The following is a 16962-nucleotide window of genomic DNA, read 5'->3' on the forward strand; positions in this document are numbered from 1 at the left end:
AATAGTTAATCAAGTAATTTTAGCGACTTACTAAAAAAACTTTACCAGAAATCGTAAAAAGAGCACCCCTTAAAAGGCGATTTTCTCTTACTAAATCAAATAAATAGCTTCTCGCGGACAGACACTAGCTCAGGAATTTCGCGCAGTATGTCAGCCCGTTACGATTTTTCACGGAGAAGGTATGAAAGGACCTGTTCAAGAACTATATATTGCCTGTCGACGAAGGGACTTAAAGTGGATGATTCCGAAAGTTTACGAGCTCGATGCCGATGCTTTTTATGTGGTTGAACAAGCACGCGATGTTAACAAAGTCCTTAAGCCTGTCCTCACCCCGTTAGGTGGGTGGCGACAGCGACACAATCGAAAATAGCAAAAACATTTATAACATTAACATGACTATTCTTAATGCGTTTCTTGATCAGCTTATGTCTTGGCAGGCTGTGCTTGATATTGGGCTCATCTCTGCCGGCTTATTTTTTTTGTATCGAACACTCACCAAGCTTGGAACGTGGAAAATTTTTCTCGGTATTTGTTCTGCTTTCTTGTTTTTTGTTATAGCCAGCGTGTTGAACCTTGAAGGAGTTGAATGGATATTTCGAAACATCAGCCATGTAGCGCTCCTTGCGCTCATCGTTATCTTTCAACCGGAATTAAGAAAGATCTTTGAAAAGATTGTTTTGATATACGGACATAAAAAAAAGATTCGGGTCAATAGCGACATAGAAACGCTTGCAACGAGCCTGTGGAAGATGGCACAAGATCATTGCGGTGCACTTGTTGTAATACCCGGTCAAGAGTCCATCAACGATAAAATTTCAGGTGGTTATGCTTTAAATGCAGACGTAAGCATGCCACTTGTCCTCTCTATTTTTGATCACCATTCTCCCGGCCATGATGGCGCGTTAATTTTTGAAAACAACAAGCTCGTTCGATTCGGCGTCCGTCTTCCAATCTCTGAGTCTGGGAGGCTTGGCAATGATTATGGCACCAGGCATCATGCTGCAATGGGGTTAGCTGAGCAGTCAGATGCACTCGCACTTGTGGTTTCTGAAGAACGAGGCAAGGTCTCACTTTGCTCAAACGGTAGAATGAGAGGGCTTGAGTCCATCAAGGAAATCGTCGCTGCCATTAATACACACTATCGAAGGTATGGCTTTGCCGAAAAACAGAAGGGAGGATTTTTAAATCGAGCGGTAGTTGCCCAAATAGCGGTCTGTGTTGCAATTGCCTCTATCTTCTGGTCGTCTCTGGTCGTCGTTAATCAACAAATAGTAGAAAGAGTCATAACAGTACCTGTCGAATATGCCTCACCTAAACCAGGTTTTGTTTTAGCTGGAGAAAAAATTGATGAGGTCAAAATACATTTAACAGGTACAAAATCAGATTTAGACAACTTATCGGTTGCAAAAACGAGCGTCAACGTCAACTTAAGCGAAATAAATGAAGGCGCACAATCAGTCTTAATAACGAAGAATAATTTACGGTTACCGCGAAACATCACTTTACTTGACGCAGTACCTGCCAGCCTGGAAGTCACTTTAGTCGGTATAGTGCAGAAGACGGTCCCTGTGGTTCCTCAACTCATCGGCAAACTACCAGAAGGAAAACAATTAAAAATTGTCAAAGTAGAACCGGAAACCGTTCAAATACTTGCCCCTCCTGATCAAAACGGCAATAAAACAGTGAATGTTTCGACGACTCCCATATATCTTAATTCTATCGACTCTTCAACTTCACTTTATTGTAAGATTATCGCTCCTCCATCAATGCAGCCGGTTGATAAAAAATGGCCGGATATTGTGATTACGTTTGAGATTGAAGAGTAACGGGCTACATATTTTACATATTTCTTTCAATCTATTTTACGACTACACCATGTGACAATAATGACTGATAACGAATACCAATCAAGTGAGATAGTACTATTTACTGCCAAATTAGTCGAAAACGACATAGCAGAGTCAGTTAAAATCATTGAGGAATTACCAAAACAAACTTCTTCTCAAGTATTAAAGGCATTACCTGCCGCAACCAAAGCAAAAATACTCAAGCGATTACAAGTAAGTTATTCAGCCTCACTCCTCGAACAGAACGAGCCGGAATTAATCCAGACAATTCTTTACTCCGTAGAACCTCGTCAAGCCGCATCAATCGTCATGCATCTGTCTCCATTGGCTCGCGAGCAACTTAAACCGTATATAACCGGTAAATTGGCTGACGAAATCAGAGACATATTGACATATCCGGAGGGAAGTGTCGGCAGGTATATGTCATCTAATATCATAATGTTAAAAGAAGATATTAAAGCTGAAAAAGCCATAAGACAAATCAGAAAATTATTTGCGGGAAACAGTACCGCCTCCTCTTATGTATACGTCGTCAATGAGGAGGACGTCCTCGCAGGTGTTTTAAACATGCGAGACCTTATGCTGGCCGAGCCGGACAGCCTATTAAAAAATATTATTAAAACCGATGTGTTTACTATTCATTGCTTCACGGACAGAGAAGAAGCAGCCAGAGAAATGTCTAAGCGAAAATATTTCGCTGTACCCATTGTCGATAGCGAAAATCACTTACTGGGTACTATAAAAGCAGAAAACATGCTTCGCGGCGTAAAAGAAGATGTAACCAAAGACATGCAGACGATGTTTGGTGTTGGCAAGGATGAGAGAGTCTTTTCTCCCATTGGTTTTGCGCTTAAAAAAAGACTGTTGTGGTTAAATGTCAACCTTGTTACCGCGTTTTTAGCTGCAGGCGTTGTCGCACTATTTGAAGATATTATCGCCAGACTCACCATTTTAGCTGTATTCCTCCCTGTTATTGCAGGCCAGGGAGGAAATGCCGGTGCGCAGTCTCTTGCTGTTGTAATGCGTGGCCTTGTGATGAGAGAAATCCCGCAAAATAAAGTGACGACATTAATTTTAAAGGAAACAAAAATAGGTTTACTCAATGGATTGGTGATTGGGCTAATCACTGCACTCATAGCCTATGCCCTGTATGGAAACGGTTGGTTTGGGCTGGTGATCGGATTAGGAATGGTCATAAATCTTATCATCGCCGGTTTAGCAGGAAGCTCTACTCCACTTATCATGAAAAAAATGGGCATTGACCCTGCACAGAGTTCAAGCATTATTCTCACTACAGTGACTGATGTAATGGGCTTCTTGGCATTCCTAGGCTTGGCTGTTATTTTTCAGGATTACCTTATACAATGATTTGAAGCATGAGCAGTGACAAAAGGAGGCCAAGGGATAGATATACTGTTTCCGGAACTCTCACTGGCCGATGATCATGGGGAATAATATGCTGACGATTTTGACTCAAAAGTCAAACGGCAGTTACAGACAGGCATAAAGCCATCATAATAATACCCATTAAACTTGGCTGAACCTATTTCAGCATCGATAATGGCCTCATTAACGCCAATCTCAAACTGACAAAGGGAACAACGATAGTTGTACTCTTCTGGCGGTGGCCCGAACGGTATGTCCATTTGTCTCTCCAAACCACTCCTTCACTCCATACTTATCCTGCTTAATTTCTTCTTCCTCGTCAAAGATGTATCCACAACTCGGGTGCCAAAAAAAGGGGCCAGGACTATTTATATTGATTACTCATTACCAGAAAGCAAGCATCCTTGAGTTAGCAAAACACGAAAAAGAATAAGTTGTAGAGGAGTTGCACTGCACAAAACGAGAACAAAATAAAAAAGGGGTTAAGCCAAAAATGACTTAACCCTTTGATATAACTGGTGCGGGACCAGGATTTGAACCAGGGACACACGGATTTTCAGTCCGTAAAGCCTTACTTTGACAGAACTTGATCAACCTTCTTTTATATTGATTTTTCTTTGACTTACAACACGAACAGCAGTACATTATGTATATACAATTATATAAAGATTGACTTGGTTACATGGTTTTCATGTAACCAGCATGTAACCGTGTGGAGTAAATTGTGTCAACTACTAAGGTAAATTTCACCGATGCTCAACTATTAAAGTTGAAGCATGATGGAAGCACTAAACGTATATTTCTCTTCGATGCAAAACAACCTGGGTTAGCTCTCCAAATCACTCCCGCAGGAACGAAGACCTTTCAATTCCGCCATTGGGATTCAACAAGAAGGCAGAGCAAAATACTTACCATTGGCAAATACCCTAGTAAAACCCTAGATGAGGCGAGAAAAAGAGCTGCAGAGTATTTAGTAGAGCTTAACTCTGGTGTTGATATAGTAGAAAACTCCAGGAAAATAAAAAAGGAATCAACCTTAAATAATCTCTTCTCCTCATGGCTCACCCTTCACGCCAAACCACATAAAAAGACTTGGGATGAAGATCAACGCAGGTATGATCTGTATATCCAAAAACCTCTTGGCGGCAAAAAGCTTTCTTGGTTTACATCAACCAAAATTAGGGAATGGCATTCGGGACTCACGAAACTACAAAAGCAGAAAGGCCCAAAAGGGAAAACTATCTCGCCCACTACCGCAAACAGAGCATTAACATTACTTTCAACAGTATTTAACCAAGGTGCTCCCGATGTAGCCAACCCTTGTATTGGAGTAAAAAAGTTCAAGGAAACCAGTCGCGAAAGGTTCTTACACCCTGATGAACTTCAAAGGTTCTTCACCGCACTTGAAGATCCAGTAACGCCTCAGAACTTTAAGGATTACATTATTCTCTCTTTGTTCACCGGAGCTCGTAGGAGCAATATCCTTGCAATGCGATGGAAAGACATCGATCTGGAGAGCCGGACCTGGACCATACCAGCTAAAGAATCAAAAAGTGGACAGGCAATGATGATACCTCTTGTTGACCAAGCCCTTGTATTACTTATTGAAAGGAAGGCACAAACACGAAGTATCTTCGTATTACCATCCAAAACCAGCAAGACGGGCCATTACCGTGAACCAAGAAAAGCATGGGAGGCACTGTTAAGACGGGCGGAACTAAAGGATACCAGACTGCATGATTTGCGAAGAACAATGGGTAGTTACATGGCTATCAGCGGATCAAATCTACCTAGTATTTCAAAAGCATTGGGACACCAAAACCAAGCCACTACGGCTGTTTACGCTCGACTAGATTTAGATCCTGTTCGTGCAGGCATGGAAAAAGCTGCAGAAGCTATGCTTGCAACAAGAAGGTTGCCTGGAAATGTGGTTAAGTTATCAAATGATAGCGAGTAGTATTAATCTATAGGTATCGTTACAAGTAACCCAAACAAAAAAAATAGTATTGACAGGACTAGAAGTACACTATATACTGTGCACAACATTAAAAAACTGATTGTTTTTACATTATCGATTGCCCAAAAAACTTCATGTTCAGCATGGATTGTTAGTTGGAGCCCGATATAACAAAATGAACTAATCAGTTTAATACTTATTTACATTATCGATTGCCCATAAACCCCATGTTCGCATGGATTGTTAGATGGAGCCCGATAATAGAGGATCTTTGCGACCCTTTATTGTCGGGCTTTTTTTTTGCTTTTTTTTTGGAGAAACACAAATGCTACCCCTTACCAATGGACCAAAAGAAAAAATGGAAATCACTCAGACTGTAGATAGTCAACCTTCTTTCTCAGACTACCCGCTACCAATCGAAACATCTAAGTCATGGCTAGAGCTTCTTGAACTGTCCATGAAGAGTGAAATGGTAGTGCTCAACCGTGATGATCTTTTAGACGTAATCACTCAAGCAGTAAATGAAGCCCAGCAGCATAACCAATCCACAAACACTTATGAAGGGCTCATTGACGAAAAAAAGGCGGCCCAATTCTTGGGGGTTAAGACTCAAACGATGTCAGCTTGGCGTCATAGAGCTACAGGCCCCGAGTATATCCGTGCCGGTAGTCGTATTGGATACCTTATGGACGATCTTCGCGCTTACTTGGAAGCCAACAGAGTGAAACGATGACCATAAAACAGAAAAGCCGACAGTTCGAGCTGTCGGCTTTTCGCATTCACAATACTCTCCATCAACGAGGATATTTTCATGAAATTTAACAAGCATGACATTCAGTGTCAACCATCAAATGACTCCACATCCTCCCAACGTTCACGCATTATTCATTATCTTACAACACCCCATCCAAACAATATGGGTAGAGGATATCACCCCGAAAGAAACTGTTCACCGGGTTGGAGACTACGTCTTGCTGGCAAGTAAACAATTCACCATTCTGGATTGGTTCAATAAGGGGGAGAGGTAATTTATGTCACTCGCTCACCAAATAGCACAAGCCCTCTATCCTAACGGGAAGGTAGAAGGGACCGGCAACGGAGGCTATGTAACTTGCTGCCCCTGCCACGGTGACAAGCACCCTTCCATGTCAATATGGGATGACGGAAAAGGTAGCGTCAACGTGGATTGCAAGACCGGCTGCAACTGGAAGGATATCAAAGACGAATTGGTAAACAGGGGCCTACTCCCTGAATGGAAACCGGATGGCAATGGCAGCAAGTACACCACACCACTCCCCCCACCAAAACCAAAAGATCCGCCGACACCGGAAAAGCCATGTCTTCTCTGGAAAATAGCAACACGTGATCCATGGGACAAGGAAAACATAAAAAAATACTTCGCCAACCGAGCTATCACCATTGACCCTTTGCCCGTTCCTTTGAAATGGAATGTATATAAAGGTGAACACATGATAGTAGCGGCAGCGACAAAACCGGGGGACACAGCTGTATATGGTGTTCAGCGGCTTTTTATCGACCCAGATACTCATCTGAAAACGCCTAATAGGAAAGGTCTTAAAGAGCAGATGTGGGGGAAATGTGGCGGCGGGGGCGTGTGGTTTCACCGTAAAGAGAATAAGTCCTCTATCCTTGTTGGTGAAGGTATCGAAACCACACTTTCAGCCATGCAAGCGACAGGTAAAAACGGCGTGGCGGCACTTTCCGCCCTAGGGATGCAGAATATAGTAATACCTGACGAAACAGAAGCACTTTACATCCTGGTTGACTCTGACACTACAAGTGAAATCGAAAGTAAGTCTATGATAGGGCAGCATGCAGCTTATGTCTTGGCTGAAAGGTTTGCGAAAAGTGGTGATGGTAAGCAGGTCTTCTTTATTACTCCTGATAACACCTGTTTTTCTGGTGCTCCTAAGTATCTAGATTTCAACGACCTACTCCAGGCTGACCCCTCAGGGGAAAGTATCAGAGCCCGTTTTAACAAGGCGATTAAATTTGAGGATCTCGAATGGCGACCAATCAAAAGCTCAACAGATTCACTCACAACAAGCCAGTCCAAAACAGGGCCAGTTGATGCAGCTTCATTATTGAGAGGATTCCAAGTGACCAAAGAATACACAGATAAATTAGGCAAAGAAAAATTCCTGATCGACAACCTTATTATTTCAAACCATGTCGCAACAATCATTGCCATGAGTGGCGGAGGCAAAACAGCCTTCTTTTTTAGGCATGTAGCGCCAATTCTTGCGAAAGAAGGGCTAACGGTATGGTACTGCGATAATGATTCACCAGCGAGCGAACATGAGGCCATGAGGGAAGCAGCAGAAGCACAAGGCTTTACATTCCTCAACCCTGATACTGTTGTCGGGCAAAGTGCTGAAACGCTCTTGGCAACCCTTGTCCATGTCGCTGAATCCGGTTCAGACTTGAGCGGTTACGTTTTCATAATGGACACGCTAAAGAAGTTCTGCGACATGATGGGCAAAAAGGACATTAAAGAATTTTACAAATTGGCTCGAAAGCTCACTGCATTGGGGGCAACAGTAGTTTTGTTGGGCCATGCAAATAAATACCGGGACAAAGACGGCAACCTTATCTTTGAAGGCACTGGGGATGTCAAGGCGGATAGTGATGAGCTCATTTATCTTGAATCAGTAAAAAACTCATCAGGTGGTATTGACGTAACCACTATATGCGACCCCGACAAGGGGGCGAAAGTGCGCGGAATCTTCAAGCCATTTTCATTCAACATTTCCCCTGAAAGAAAGATCACTTTTTACGACAATGCCTTGGAAGTAATCGACTTATCCGAAGCGAGTGCACCAAAGGCTACAGATGACGAGATATTGACCGTTGCCGAACAGTACCTCAAGGATCGGGGGGAACCTGTAATTCAAACTGAACTTGTTGAATATGCTCACGATATGATTGAGGGAACGGCCGGAAAAGAGCGAGTTCGCAAACTGATTGTCAAGCGGGCTGTACTCAAGGACAAGGTTACAACCAAAGTGGAAATGCCATTAGGGGCAAAGTTTGTTTTCTCTGGGGGGGCAAGGGGTAAACGGTTATTCGAACTACCACCCGAACCACCAAAGCCGCAACCTGTCTTCGGTGAAACAACTGAATATATGCCCATGAAAAATGAGCTTCTCGGGCATGAACACCAAAATCCAGTTTCTCAGAAAAGTTCGGGGGGGGGAGCCGAGACTCTAATATAACTAAGATACTGAGAAACTGAGAAAGTGAGTGTTAACAGTTAGTTACGACCTATCGTGTACTAATCCAGTTTCTCAGTTTCTCAATAACACCCCCCCCCTGTAGCTGAGAAACTGACTGAGAAGCTCAAACCACCATCACCCTTTCAAGGATAAACATTGTAGGAAATAATATGCATAACTTCACTGACGCAGAAATCGAACAGGCAAAAAGAGCAACTAACTACATCGACAACGACACAGCCTACCATCAACATCCTGACTGCATCCGTATTGCTTATCAATGGCTTGATGCTCAGACGAAAACAATGCAACCAAACAAAAGGTCAGGGTGGGCAATCAAGCATCTCATTGAACGATGGGGTGGCCGGTATGTCTCTCAAAGCGATGTCGAGGTAGCAGCACATCTGCACCCTGATATTGAGGGGAGATATCCATACTTTAATATCTCTTCACGGCTGATGGACCCTAACATATCAAGGCTTGAAGGGATTCCCGAGGCATTCCAGCACATGAACTACCGGGACCAGCACGACTTTCCCACAAGAATATACAAGCGAACGGAGAAATAACAATGTCAGCAAAAATCCTGAAGCTTAACCCAATTGTACTACGCCCAAACCAAGAAGAGGACATGCTAATTCTTAAAGGTGAGATTGACCGTGTAAATGGTCGCCTACTCATGACGGATAAAGAACACTTGATTGGAATGATCCATGCCCTGGCAGTAGCAGCCATTAGCCGGGAATATCCTGATGCAGACATCCCACCCTGCAACAGAAGATAATTTACAACATCGAATCGATGCTTGAACCAGAAATGTAATGGAGAGAGATAACCATGAAAACCCAACAACAGGCAACCACCACGCACAAAGTCGTTACATCAACGCTGGTTGACCACAAAGAAATGACCAAGCGTGTCATTGGTCACCTCAATTCCGCACCAAGGAAACAACTTGTTGCTGTCATCAGCGGACTTGCAGAAACCCTAGTTCAGCATATCGCTGATTGCCATGACGAGGAGACTCGGATTGTGACCGCCATAGCCATGATTGATGATGCCTTCTCTTCGAGCGACAGCCAGGAGACCGCTTACATAAACTAGCGGCATTTAATCATTAAGTTAATTTAACACCCAGCAGGTTAATTATGTCAGGAAAAATCAATGTTACCAGGATGTTGAAGATGGTTAACCGGGGTGAGAGCCAGGTTAATATCGCGAAGAAGTTTGGCGTTACCCCTGCTGCCATCTGTAAAAAAATTCAGGAGGTCAGGGGAAAGACTACTCATGCAGTGGTAGCAGATAAAATAGACAAGATTGCAGACCATCAGATTGACGCGTTTGCCCAGCTTGAAAAGATAAACCGCAAGGCCAACGAGCTTCTTGACCAGGCCGAAAATGATACCCATGAAGCTATCAAGGTAATGGCCGAGATCCGCAACCAACTGAAACTTCAGCTCGAACTCTTCCAGACGCTATACAGCATGCAGGCTGCTGCAGAATTCCAAGACACCGTGCTTGATGTTATCGGCAAAGTTGAACCTGAAGTGCGTAAGAAGATTATCACAGAGCTGAACAGCCGTTCCGCTATCCGCCATGCTGTAACTTTTCGGTGAGCCCATGCGAGCGATAATTGACAGGACCAGGGACCAACTCTTTGATGAACTATTCGCTAAGCTCAACAATGAGTTCAATGAAGGCGGTCAAGACTTTATGCAATATCAGGATAACCCTGTCGGCTTTGCTGAAGAGGTGCTTGGTGAAACCCTGACCGATGATGTCAAAGAGATGATGGAATCTGTCAGGGATAACCAAATCACGGTGGCGCAGTCTGCAAATGCAACAGGCAAAACACATGCAGCCGGTCGCGTTGCAATATGGTGGTACAAGGTTTTTGAAAGCTGCCAGGTGTTCACTGCAGCGGCTCCACCAGAGAACAACCTGAAAAAACTCCTGTGGGGAGAGATAGGCTCCATTGTCGAGAATCACCAGGAGATATTTGATGGAGATGAAGCCAAATCTCTCCATGTGGCTAAGGGGGCAAATAACTTTCTGACCGGTGTTTCTATCCCTTCATCAGGAACAGCAGCTACCAGAGAAGCGAAGTTCAGTGGAAAGCATAGTCCTAACCTTTTGTTCATTCTTGATGAGGGCGATGCAATACCGGATGAGGTCTATAAAGGCATCGAGTCTTGCATGTCTGGTGGCCATGCTCGCTTGCTAGTGATGTTCAATCCACGGGCTGAGCAAGGTGAAGCATACCGGATGGTTCGTGATGGTCGCGCCAATGTTGTTTCTCTGTCAGCCTTCAATCACCCGAACGTATTAACCGGTGAAGACAAGATACCTGGTGCTGTTACACGGGAAGTTACAGTGCGCCGTATCAATCAATGGTGCCGGCCATTGGTGGAGAAAGAAAAATCTGATTCAAATTGCTTCAAACTTCCATCCTTCCTTGTTGGTAAAACCGCTATTGATCAAGCAGGAAGACAATACTCTCCTCTTTCTGCAGGCTGGTACAAGATAACCGAACCTGCATTTTCTTATATGGTACTCGGTAAATACCCCGCTCAAGCATCCACAGCCCTTATAAGCCGAGAGTGGCTGAACAATGCTCGCTCTCGTTGGGATAGCTATGTTGCGCAGCATGGAGAGGCACCCCCACAGGGTAGCTGTGCAATCATGGGGCAAGATGTTGGAGAATTCGGAACCGATGCAAATGTGTCCTGCTTTAGGTATGGCGGCTTTGTTGAACGTCTTGTCGCCTGGGGTGGTGTAGACACTTTGATTACTGCCAATCGTGCAACCGATGAGTTCAAGTCGCGTAATGTCAGATTCTGTAATGTCGATGCAACAGGTGTTGGCTCTGGTGTCTCTCCTGTGATGAAATCTAATGGATGTCGGGCCAATGCTGTAAAGGTAGCTGCCACGCCAACAGAACGAACAGAATTAGGCGATTTTCGCAATTTACGCTCACAGCTATGGTGGGCGTGTCGTGAATGGCTACGCCTCGATACAGGGTCGATGCTACCACCAGACAATGACCTTTTAGAAGAACTTGCCGCTCCTACATACGAAGTAAGAAATGGGAAGGTCGAAGTTATGCAAAAACAAACAATGCGAGAGTTATTGAAACGATCACCAGACCGTGCAGATGCTCTCTGCTTAACCTTTTACCAACCAGAACTCTTGTTCCCGAACCTTTGAGGCCTATCAATGAACATTGAACATGTAACCGACACAAAAAAACGTAATGACGGAGTTATTGAACTTACACTTACTGATCCTTTGACCGGGGAGACATCAAGGACTCCTTTCCTTGATATTCGCGGTGGAATCTCATGGCCGACACCAAAAGCACCGGCCTATTTCTGTTTGATCGGACAGGAATATATTGAGCCGCCTAACACATCCAGGAGGAAGGAGCACAACGAGAAAGGCAAGCAGCTACTCCTCACGGAATATGAAATTGAGCAGTTGTCCATGGACCAGTTTTACAGCAAATTGACATCCTCTGCTGTCGTTACAGGATGTAGGCGATTCTACGCAGATTTACCAGATAACAGATACGAATTTGGTTATCTGCAGGATCTTAATTCCTACGCAAAGTCAAAAGAGACAGAGGTTTATGTTGCCCCTGCACATGACGCTGATGAGTTCATACTTGGTGCTGCCAGGATCAAGGGGACCATCAATAAAGGTGAAATCAGCTTCCCGGATAACACGATTATCCACGCCCAGTTATCTGATCTTGTAGTTTCCGATCTCGAGGACAAACCTGAAGAAAAATTCCATGCAATCAACGGAGTGCGTCACGTTCTGGCCAGTTATCACCGTCGTCCCGCTGAAAGAAAACAATTGATCACCAGGCTTCCTCCACCACGTAACTGGAGGGTAATGTAAGCAACAGCAACTGATACAGCCCCAATACGATTTTTTAGCCTGCAAAAGCCTTGTACCGGCTGGTAGGATGCAGCTGGTCTCAACCTACCGTTCAGGGATGCGGAAAAGACCGCTCATCCGGTGAAGCGAAATATACGGTTAGGGGAAAATTAGGCAGCAGTCTTTTGTCAATTCAAACCACCGAGTTGAATTGACAGCCCGGCTGGGGACCTCATTGAGTATACAATTGAAGTATCTTGGAGCCTGTGTTAATGAGTATGGCTTTTCTTTTTACGGATTGTCTTTCCTTTTTTTTATGTAATGCTATAAGTATCATAGAAAAACGTTTCTTTAATGCCTGTTATTTATAGAATGGACCAAGCAAAAGTTGACAAAATAATTCAATACATCCTGGCTGTTGCTGCCCAGGGGTGGGGAGATTACAACAGCAGGGAAGTTGGTCCGATCCATATAATAAAATATGTGTACCTTGCCGATTTAGCTTACGCAAGACAAAATAATGGCGAAACATATACTGGTGTTAACTGGAGGTTCCATCACTATGGTCCTTGGAGTTTAGAGGTTTTCCAGCGAATAGAACCCGCTGGGCTTGCGATAGGAGCCAGTAAAAGGACTATAACTGACACGCCTTATGATGATTTTGACCGGTGGTCTGTAAATGATGAGTTTCTACAGGAAAAAATTTACAGCAACCTGCCATTCCCCGTCTATATCTCTATCAACAACTATTTCAAGAAATTCCAGACAGACACTTACGATCTGCTAGATTATGTTTACTCAACCCCGCCCATGAGGATTGCGGCACCTGAAGAGGAGCTCTCCTTCATGGAAGCATACAAAAGACATGAAGAGGAAAAAGCTGACAAAGAGATCTTGGGGCAATATAAACCCGAGAAAGTTACAGTTAGAGCCAAAAAACTTCGGAAAAAATCCCTCCTTGATCTAAAAGAAAAAATCCAAAAGAAAAGGGGAGAGAAAAAAACAACCGCCTTAGTGACTCCAACTGCGCCACGCTATGATGAGGTGTTTTTTAAAGGCCAGGAATGGTTAGACAAGATGGCGGGTGACCGGATTGAAAACTCAGAGGGAGAGATAACAGTTTCTGATACAGTATGGAAGTCACCAGGTCGGAGTGAACCTAATGTACAGTGATGGGACGTTACAATCTTTTTTCCATTCCGACTCTGTCCCTTGGTGGACTATTAATAAAAGCAAGGACATCTGTCCCGGCCGGCTGCTTAAAGCGTTTGTCCCCCACACAGACATAATCCCTCAGATTTTAACCCCCGCAGGCAGATCAAATGCAACACAACACTGCAAGATAAACTATACAATATCGGATTTCAGTGTAACCAATCCCCCAAGTAATCCAAAATTGCCAACTGCAGGCATTCACAATTTTCCAGGTGAAAGAAGTTTTGTTTATCGGGCGAAAAAAAGACCTGTAATTGTGGTCAGTACTGGTGGACCACAATTACCCAAGGGACTTCGCCCAGGAACTAAACCTAAATGGCAAACTAACCCCACTATGTTGGTTGCGCCATATTATGGGTCAGAGGAAAATGATTCTCGAGCGGGCTGGTATGGTGCCCTAGTGGACAGAATACAGAAATGCGAATATCCTCAATATATGTGGGAAAAATTACCTCTTAATGACCCGCCAAGAGAATCAATACTCAAATTTGATCAGCTGCAACCACTAGGGAAGCACTATAAAGCATACGAAATAACTGACTATGTCTTATGCGATGATGGCATTGAGGTTATGAATGACTGGATAATGTGGTTGACCAGGAATCAAATGCCGTCTGATAGTAACCTATATATGATAAGGGAAGAACTTCTCAAAGAGTGATAAAGGAAGTCGTATCAACTGAGATGAAATGAAAGAAGGGGGGATGTTTCACGCCTTCTGTGTTCCTCAAAATTAACATTCTGCCCAAATTAACGACGGTAAAATTCGTTCTAATCTCTCTACATTTTTTCTTTCACTCAATACAGGTAGAGTTTCTACCTGTTTCCCTTTGCATACAGCAACACGATGATGACCAGCTGCGATATTTATTTCATCATCTTGTGGAATAATCAACGGGGGAGTCATTCGGTTTCTCTCTACCCAATGCAAAATAGCCCTAGCGACTTTGTACACAGAGCCAACTGTCCATATTTCGTCATATTCTCTCCTGCTAAATTTTGCAAGCTTAGAGTCAAATTCATCAAAGTTGACTACACCGAGTTTAAGACCGTTTGGGTAATTGATTTCAAACTTCTCAGGAGTTAGGCCATCAAATGCATAATGATACCGTGTTGGGGAAAAATCCCATACAATCTTGAAGTCAGGCCATCTATCTATAGGTAGATATAAATATTTACTTGCGGCTTCATGGATTCTCCTCCTCTCCTTTCGCTCTTCTTCGGTTTCCCTAGTTATAAAAGAAAGAAAGGCTTCACTTTCTTTTTCTGATATCGATTTTATATGATTGGCTATTTTGTCCAGTTCACTGTTAGGCATTTTTAGTTCCCTTAATTATACCTATAATATACCACCTACAAATGCTATCGAGCTTGCCACCAAGCCGGCTTGCCGTCCCATCTGGAAATATAGTCAACGATACTTGATGTCTTCAACCGGGTATTATGAGTGGAAGAATACGGGCAGCACCAAACAGCCTTATTTCATACGCTCATGGCATAATGAACCGCTTGTCTATACCCCAGAATTATGGGATAGATGGGGAAAAGGTCAGGAAGCCCTGTTATCTTGCTCTATCGTTACCACTGAAGCAACGGGGCGTTGAAGAACATTCATCACTGAATGCCACTTTTTTTATTCTGCGAGCATGGAGTTAAGGAATGCAATTTATAATGGCCTGGAATTTCTATTAATTTCGAACCCATTTGCTAAATAATCTAAAAATAGCATATAAAAATGAGAGCGCAATTGAATGTGTCTGTAGTTATGTTGTAGCGACTCATAATATTGGTATTTAATACCTTCAAACTGATAGTTACCAATTTTATCCCGCCTCCCTATGAACGCCAAAAAACCATCAACTTCTTTTTTACACTGGTTAAGGTTGACATGGGTATTGTGGACCACAGTGTTGATAGTGTTTAATAACTCCCCATTTTCAATGTTTTTATTAATTTCACTTGCACTATTGAGTCTTTCCGCGAAATCTTCAGCGCTATACCAGTGAAAATTAAAAGGCTTTGGTTGAATAAACCGGTGTCCTTCGTAAAAACGCTTATAAACACCTTCCAGGCATGAGCAAGAAGGGCAATACGGCCTGTTAGTGTCATCATCAGTGGTTATATATTGTAACACTGAATACTTTCTATATGGGTTCGACAATAGATCGTCCGAGAGGCAGGATTTTGCTTTTAGTATGTCAACCTCGTTTACATTTGTGTACTTTTCATCGCAACAAATACAACGGAAATCCCCCTTTCTGGTCCCGCCGTATTCTTTGGCGTTATAGCATTCTAAGCACATTCGTTTAACGATCCTGTCACCTGCTTCAAAGAGGAATAACTGCCCCCAGCCTGGGTGGAGGCAATCAGACCCGCAATAATCACATACTGTTGAATCAAGAACGTTCAATTGTACTAATCCAAGTGGTATATAGTTAGTCAATATTCATGAAACCGAAGAATAATACTGCACATACCATTACCACCACCACCACACACGCGCAATTGATATAAATACCCATACGCAAATAGGCAAAATTACGGAACTACAAAGTGGTGCGACACCAAGCTCCACACAGACAGCCTGACCCCCCTCCCATTCCTGTCAAACCTGTACCCCTCTCACAACTCCCCTGATCAGGAGCTTTATCGCAAGGTAGCGTAAAAGGTGATGAGGGGTTTTAATCTTGTCATCTTGCTTCTCTGCCAAGGAGCCCCCCAGTCATCAATGTTACATCCTTCCACAGTACCCCGTTACGATCCAAATCATGCAATGCTATTCTAAGTGCATATGTCTCTCTTGGTGGAACATTGACATACATTTGCCCGCCAAGTTGTCCAACTGGTTGAAAGGCGTATTTTGAATCTAGGCTTTTTGTAACTGGATATACTTCTATACTAGTGAGGCAGTAGTCATAACTTTTGTTGAAAATTGAAATGGTAAACTCCCCGTTATTCAAGTTGGTTATAGTCATTGATACGGAGCTAAAATCCAGCGGCACATCAGTTTTTACAGGAAACTTCTTGTAGCACGCTGCACGTATATTGTAAGCGGCAGCGTTGGAGGATGCCCCTTTCATGTTCTTTAAGATGCATTCTTCGTAATTCTTCGGGCCAAACCAACCTGCATGTACGTATGGAGCTAAAAATAAGATTGACCATGCTAAAAATAATCTTTTCACCACCTCATCCTCTCTGGACACCCTTGATTAATATTCCATAACCTTCTCACCAACCAGTACTCTTTTCATCACACCGCCCCTTATCTTACGTCCACGTTCTTGATACTCTCTACACCTTCCGATGGCTATCTGAGTATTCCAGAGCAATCCGGCCACTGATTCCAGGGGATTCCGGCCGGTGATTCCATTTCATTCCGGCCACCCATTCCAATTGATTCCGGCCAGGGATTCCATTCGATTCCGGCCATCGTTTTCGG

At 43.5% G+C, this 16962-nt stretch carries 18 protein-coding genes; 15 read left to right on the forward strand and 3 right to left on the reverse strand.

The window, feature by feature from the left end; all coding sequences use genetic code 11:
• Window positions 1–163: 163 nt before the first annotated feature.
• From JWH17_RS21750 to mgtE, 3 genes are read left to right on the forward strand one after another with little or no spacing between them, the layout of a single operon-like run.
• On the forward strand, window positions 164–370 hold the full coding sequence (locus JWH17_RS21750; protein WP_332468466.1) for a DUF2179 domain-containing protein: 207 nt from the start codon (window positions 164–166) through the stop codon (window positions 368–370).
• Complete coding sequence (locus tag JWH17_RS21755; protein ID WP_332468465.1) at window positions 339–1826, forward strand: diadenylate cyclase; 1488 nt, start codon at window positions 339–341, stop codon at window positions 1824–1826. Before JWH17_RS21750 ends, JWH17_RS21755 begins: the two co-directional genes overlap by 32 nt.
• Window positions 1827–1886: 60 nt before the next feature.
• Window positions 1887–3215 (forward strand): magnesium transporter, encoded by a 1329-nt coding sequence (gene mgtE / locus JWH17_RS21760; RefSeq protein ID WP_205224808.1) that lies wholly within the window; start codon window positions 1887–1889, stop codon window positions 3213–3215.
• 74 nt (window positions 3216–3289) lie between these two features.
• Here the strand turns inward: mgtE and JWH17_RS21765 are convergent, their stop codons facing one another.
• Window positions 3290–3493, reverse strand: a complete 204-nt coding sequence (locus tag JWH17_RS21765; protein ID WP_205224809.1) for a hypothetical protein — start codon at window positions 3491–3493, stop codon at window positions 3290–3292.
• A 464-nt stretch (window positions 3494–3957) separates the two neighbouring features.
• On the opposite strand from JWH17_RS21765, the gene JWH17_RS21770 reads away from it, so the two are divergent.
• From JWH17_RS21770 to JWH17_RS21820, 11 genes are all read left to right on the forward strand, one after another.
• Window positions 3958–5190 carry a tyrosine-type recombinase/integrase gene (locus JWH17_RS21770; protein WP_205224810.1) on the forward strand — a complete coding sequence of 411 codons (1233 nt, stop codon included), beginning with the start codon at window positions 3958–3960 and terminating at the stop codon, window positions 5188–5190.
• Window positions 5191–5437: 247 nt separating this feature from the next.
• Window positions 5438–5923, forward strand: coding sequence for a helix-turn-helix transcriptional regulator (locus tag JWH17_RS21775; RefSeq protein WP_205224811.1), 486 nt, complete (start codon window positions 5438–5440; stop codon window positions 5921–5923).
• 298 nt (window positions 5924–6221) lie between these two features.
• Window positions 6222–8426 (forward strand): toprim domain-containing protein, encoded by a 2205-nt coding sequence (locus JWH17_RS21780; protein WP_205224812.1) that lies wholly within the window; start codon window positions 6222–6224, stop codon window positions 8424–8426.
• A 170-nt stretch (window positions 8427–8596) separates the two neighbouring features.
• The gene (locus tag JWH17_RS21785) at window positions 8597–8995 is read left to right on the forward strand and encodes a hypothetical protein (protein ID WP_205224813.1); all 399 of its coding nucleotides are present in this window, start codon (window positions 8597–8599) and stop codon (window positions 8993–8995) included.
• 2 nt (window positions 8996–8997) lie between these two features.
• On the forward strand, window positions 8998–9210 hold the full coding sequence (locus JWH17_RS21790) for a hypothetical protein (RefSeq protein WP_205224814.1): 213 nt from the start codon (window positions 8998–9000) through the stop codon (window positions 9208–9210).
• A gap of 53 nt (window positions 9211–9263) precedes the next feature.
• Window positions 9264–9530 (forward strand): hypothetical protein, encoded by a 267-nt coding sequence (locus tag JWH17_RS21795; RefSeq protein WP_205224815.1) that lies wholly within the window; start codon window positions 9264–9266, stop codon window positions 9528–9530.
• Between the two features lie 44 nt (window positions 9531–9574).
• Complete coding sequence (locus JWH17_RS21800; protein WP_205224816.1) at window positions 9575–10042, forward strand: hypothetical protein; 468 nt, start codon at window positions 9575–9577, stop codon at window positions 10040–10042.
• Between the two features lie 4 nt (window positions 10043–10046).
• The gene (locus JWH17_RS21805; RefSeq protein ID WP_205224817.1) at window positions 10047–11633 is read left to right on the forward strand and encodes a PB1 domain-containing protein; all 1587 of its coding nucleotides are present in this window, start codon (window positions 10047–10049) and stop codon (window positions 11631–11633) included.
• Window positions 11634–11642: 9 nt separating this feature from the next.
• The gene (locus tag JWH17_RS21810; RefSeq protein ID WP_205224818.1) at window positions 11643–12329 is read left to right on the forward strand and encodes a hypothetical protein; all 687 of its coding nucleotides are present in this window, start codon (window positions 11643–11645) and stop codon (window positions 12327–12329) included.
• 351 nt (window positions 12330–12680) lie between these two features.
• Window positions 12681–13481, forward strand: a complete 801-nt coding sequence (locus JWH17_RS21815; RefSeq protein ID WP_205224819.1) for a hypothetical protein — start codon at window positions 12681–12683, stop codon at window positions 13479–13481.
• 223 nt (window positions 13482–13704) lie between these two features.
• Entirely contained in the window at window positions 13705–14184 is a 480-nt protein-coding gene (locus tag JWH17_RS21820) for a hypothetical protein (protein WP_205224820.1), read from the forward strand.
• A 72-nt stretch (window positions 14185–14256) separates the two neighbouring features.
• On the opposite strand, the gene JWH17_RS21825 is transcribed toward JWH17_RS21820, so the two are convergent.
• The gene (locus JWH17_RS21825; protein WP_205224821.1) at window positions 14257–14841 is read right to left on the reverse strand and encodes a hypothetical protein; all 585 of its coding nucleotides are present in this window, start codon (window positions 14839–14841) and stop codon (window positions 14257–14259) included.
• Here JWH17_RS21825 and JWH17_RS24750 point away from each other — a divergent pair.
• On the forward strand, window positions 14819–15127 hold the full coding sequence (locus tag JWH17_RS24750; RefSeq protein WP_205224822.1) for an SOS response-associated peptidase family protein: 309 nt from the start codon (window positions 14819–14821) through the stop codon (window positions 15125–15127). The two genes, JWH17_RS21825 and JWH17_RS24750, sit on opposite strands and share 23 nt — an antisense overlap.
• Window positions 15128–16213: 1086 nt before the next feature.
• Here the strand turns inward: JWH17_RS24750 and JWH17_RS21835 are convergent.
• On the reverse strand, window positions 16214–16705 hold the full coding sequence (locus JWH17_RS21835) for a hypothetical protein (protein ID WP_205224823.1): 492 nt from the start codon (window positions 16703–16705) through the stop codon (window positions 16214–16216).
• Window positions 16706–16962: the final 257 nt, after the last annotated feature.

The sequence above is a fragment of the Desulfogranum marinum genome (assembly GCF_016918565.1).
In the GTDB taxonomy this organism is placed as follows: Bacteria; Desulfobacterota; Desulfobulbia; order Desulfobulbales; family Desulfobulbaceae; genus Desulfogranum; species Desulfogranum marinum.

What these genes read in the sequence shown, in the direction of transcription:
- JWH17_RS21765 (WP_205224809.1), bottom strand. Translation starts at nt 3,493, where the DNA reads ATGGACATACCGTTCGGGCCACCGCCAGAAGAGTACAACTATCGTTGT.
- JWH17_RS21795 (WP_205224815.1), top strand. Translation starts at nt 9,264, where the DNA reads ATGAAAACCCAACAACAGGCAACCACCACGCACAAAGTCGTTACATCA.
- JWH17_RS21805 (WP_205224817.1), top strand. Translation starts at nt 10,047, where the DNA reads ATGCGAGCGATAATTGACAGGACCAGGGACCAACTCTTTGATGAACTA.
- JWH17_RS21825 (WP_205224821.1), bottom strand. Translation starts at nt 14,841, where the DNA reads ATGCCTAACAGTGAACTGGACAAAATAGCCAATCATATAAAATCGATA.
- JWH17_RS21780 (WP_205224812.1), top strand. Translation starts at nt 6,222, where the DNA reads ATGTCACTCGCTCACCAAATAGCACAAGCCCTCTATCCTAACGGGAAG.
- JWH17_RS21810 (WP_205224818.1), top strand. Translation starts at nt 11,643, where the DNA reads ATGAACATTGAACATGTAACCGACACAAAAAAACGTAATGACGGAGTT.
- JWH17_RS21815 (WP_205224819.1), top strand. Translation starts at nt 12,681, where the DNA reads ATGGACCAAGCAAAAGTTGACAAAATAATTCAATACATCCTGGCTGTT.
- JWH17_RS21785 (WP_205224813.1), top strand. Translation starts at nt 8,597, where the DNA reads ATGCATAACTTCACTGACGCAGAAATCGAACAGGCAAAAAGAGCAACT.
- JWH17_RS21775 (WP_205224811.1), top strand. Translation starts at nt 5,438, where the DNA reads ATGGAGCCCGATAATAGAGGATCTTTGCGACCCTTTATTGTCGGGCTT.
- JWH17_RS21800 (WP_205224816.1), top strand. Translation starts at nt 9,575, where the DNA reads ATGTCAGGAAAAATCAATGTTACCAGGATGTTGAAGATGGTTAACCGG.
- JWH17_RS21790 (WP_205224814.1), top strand. Translation starts at nt 8,998, where the DNA reads ATGTCAGCAAAAATCCTGAAGCTTAACCCAATTGTACTACGCCCAAAC.
- mgtE (WP_205224808.1), top strand. Translation starts at nt 1,887, where the DNA reads ATGACTGATAACGAATACCAATCAAGTGAGATAGTACTATTTACTGCC.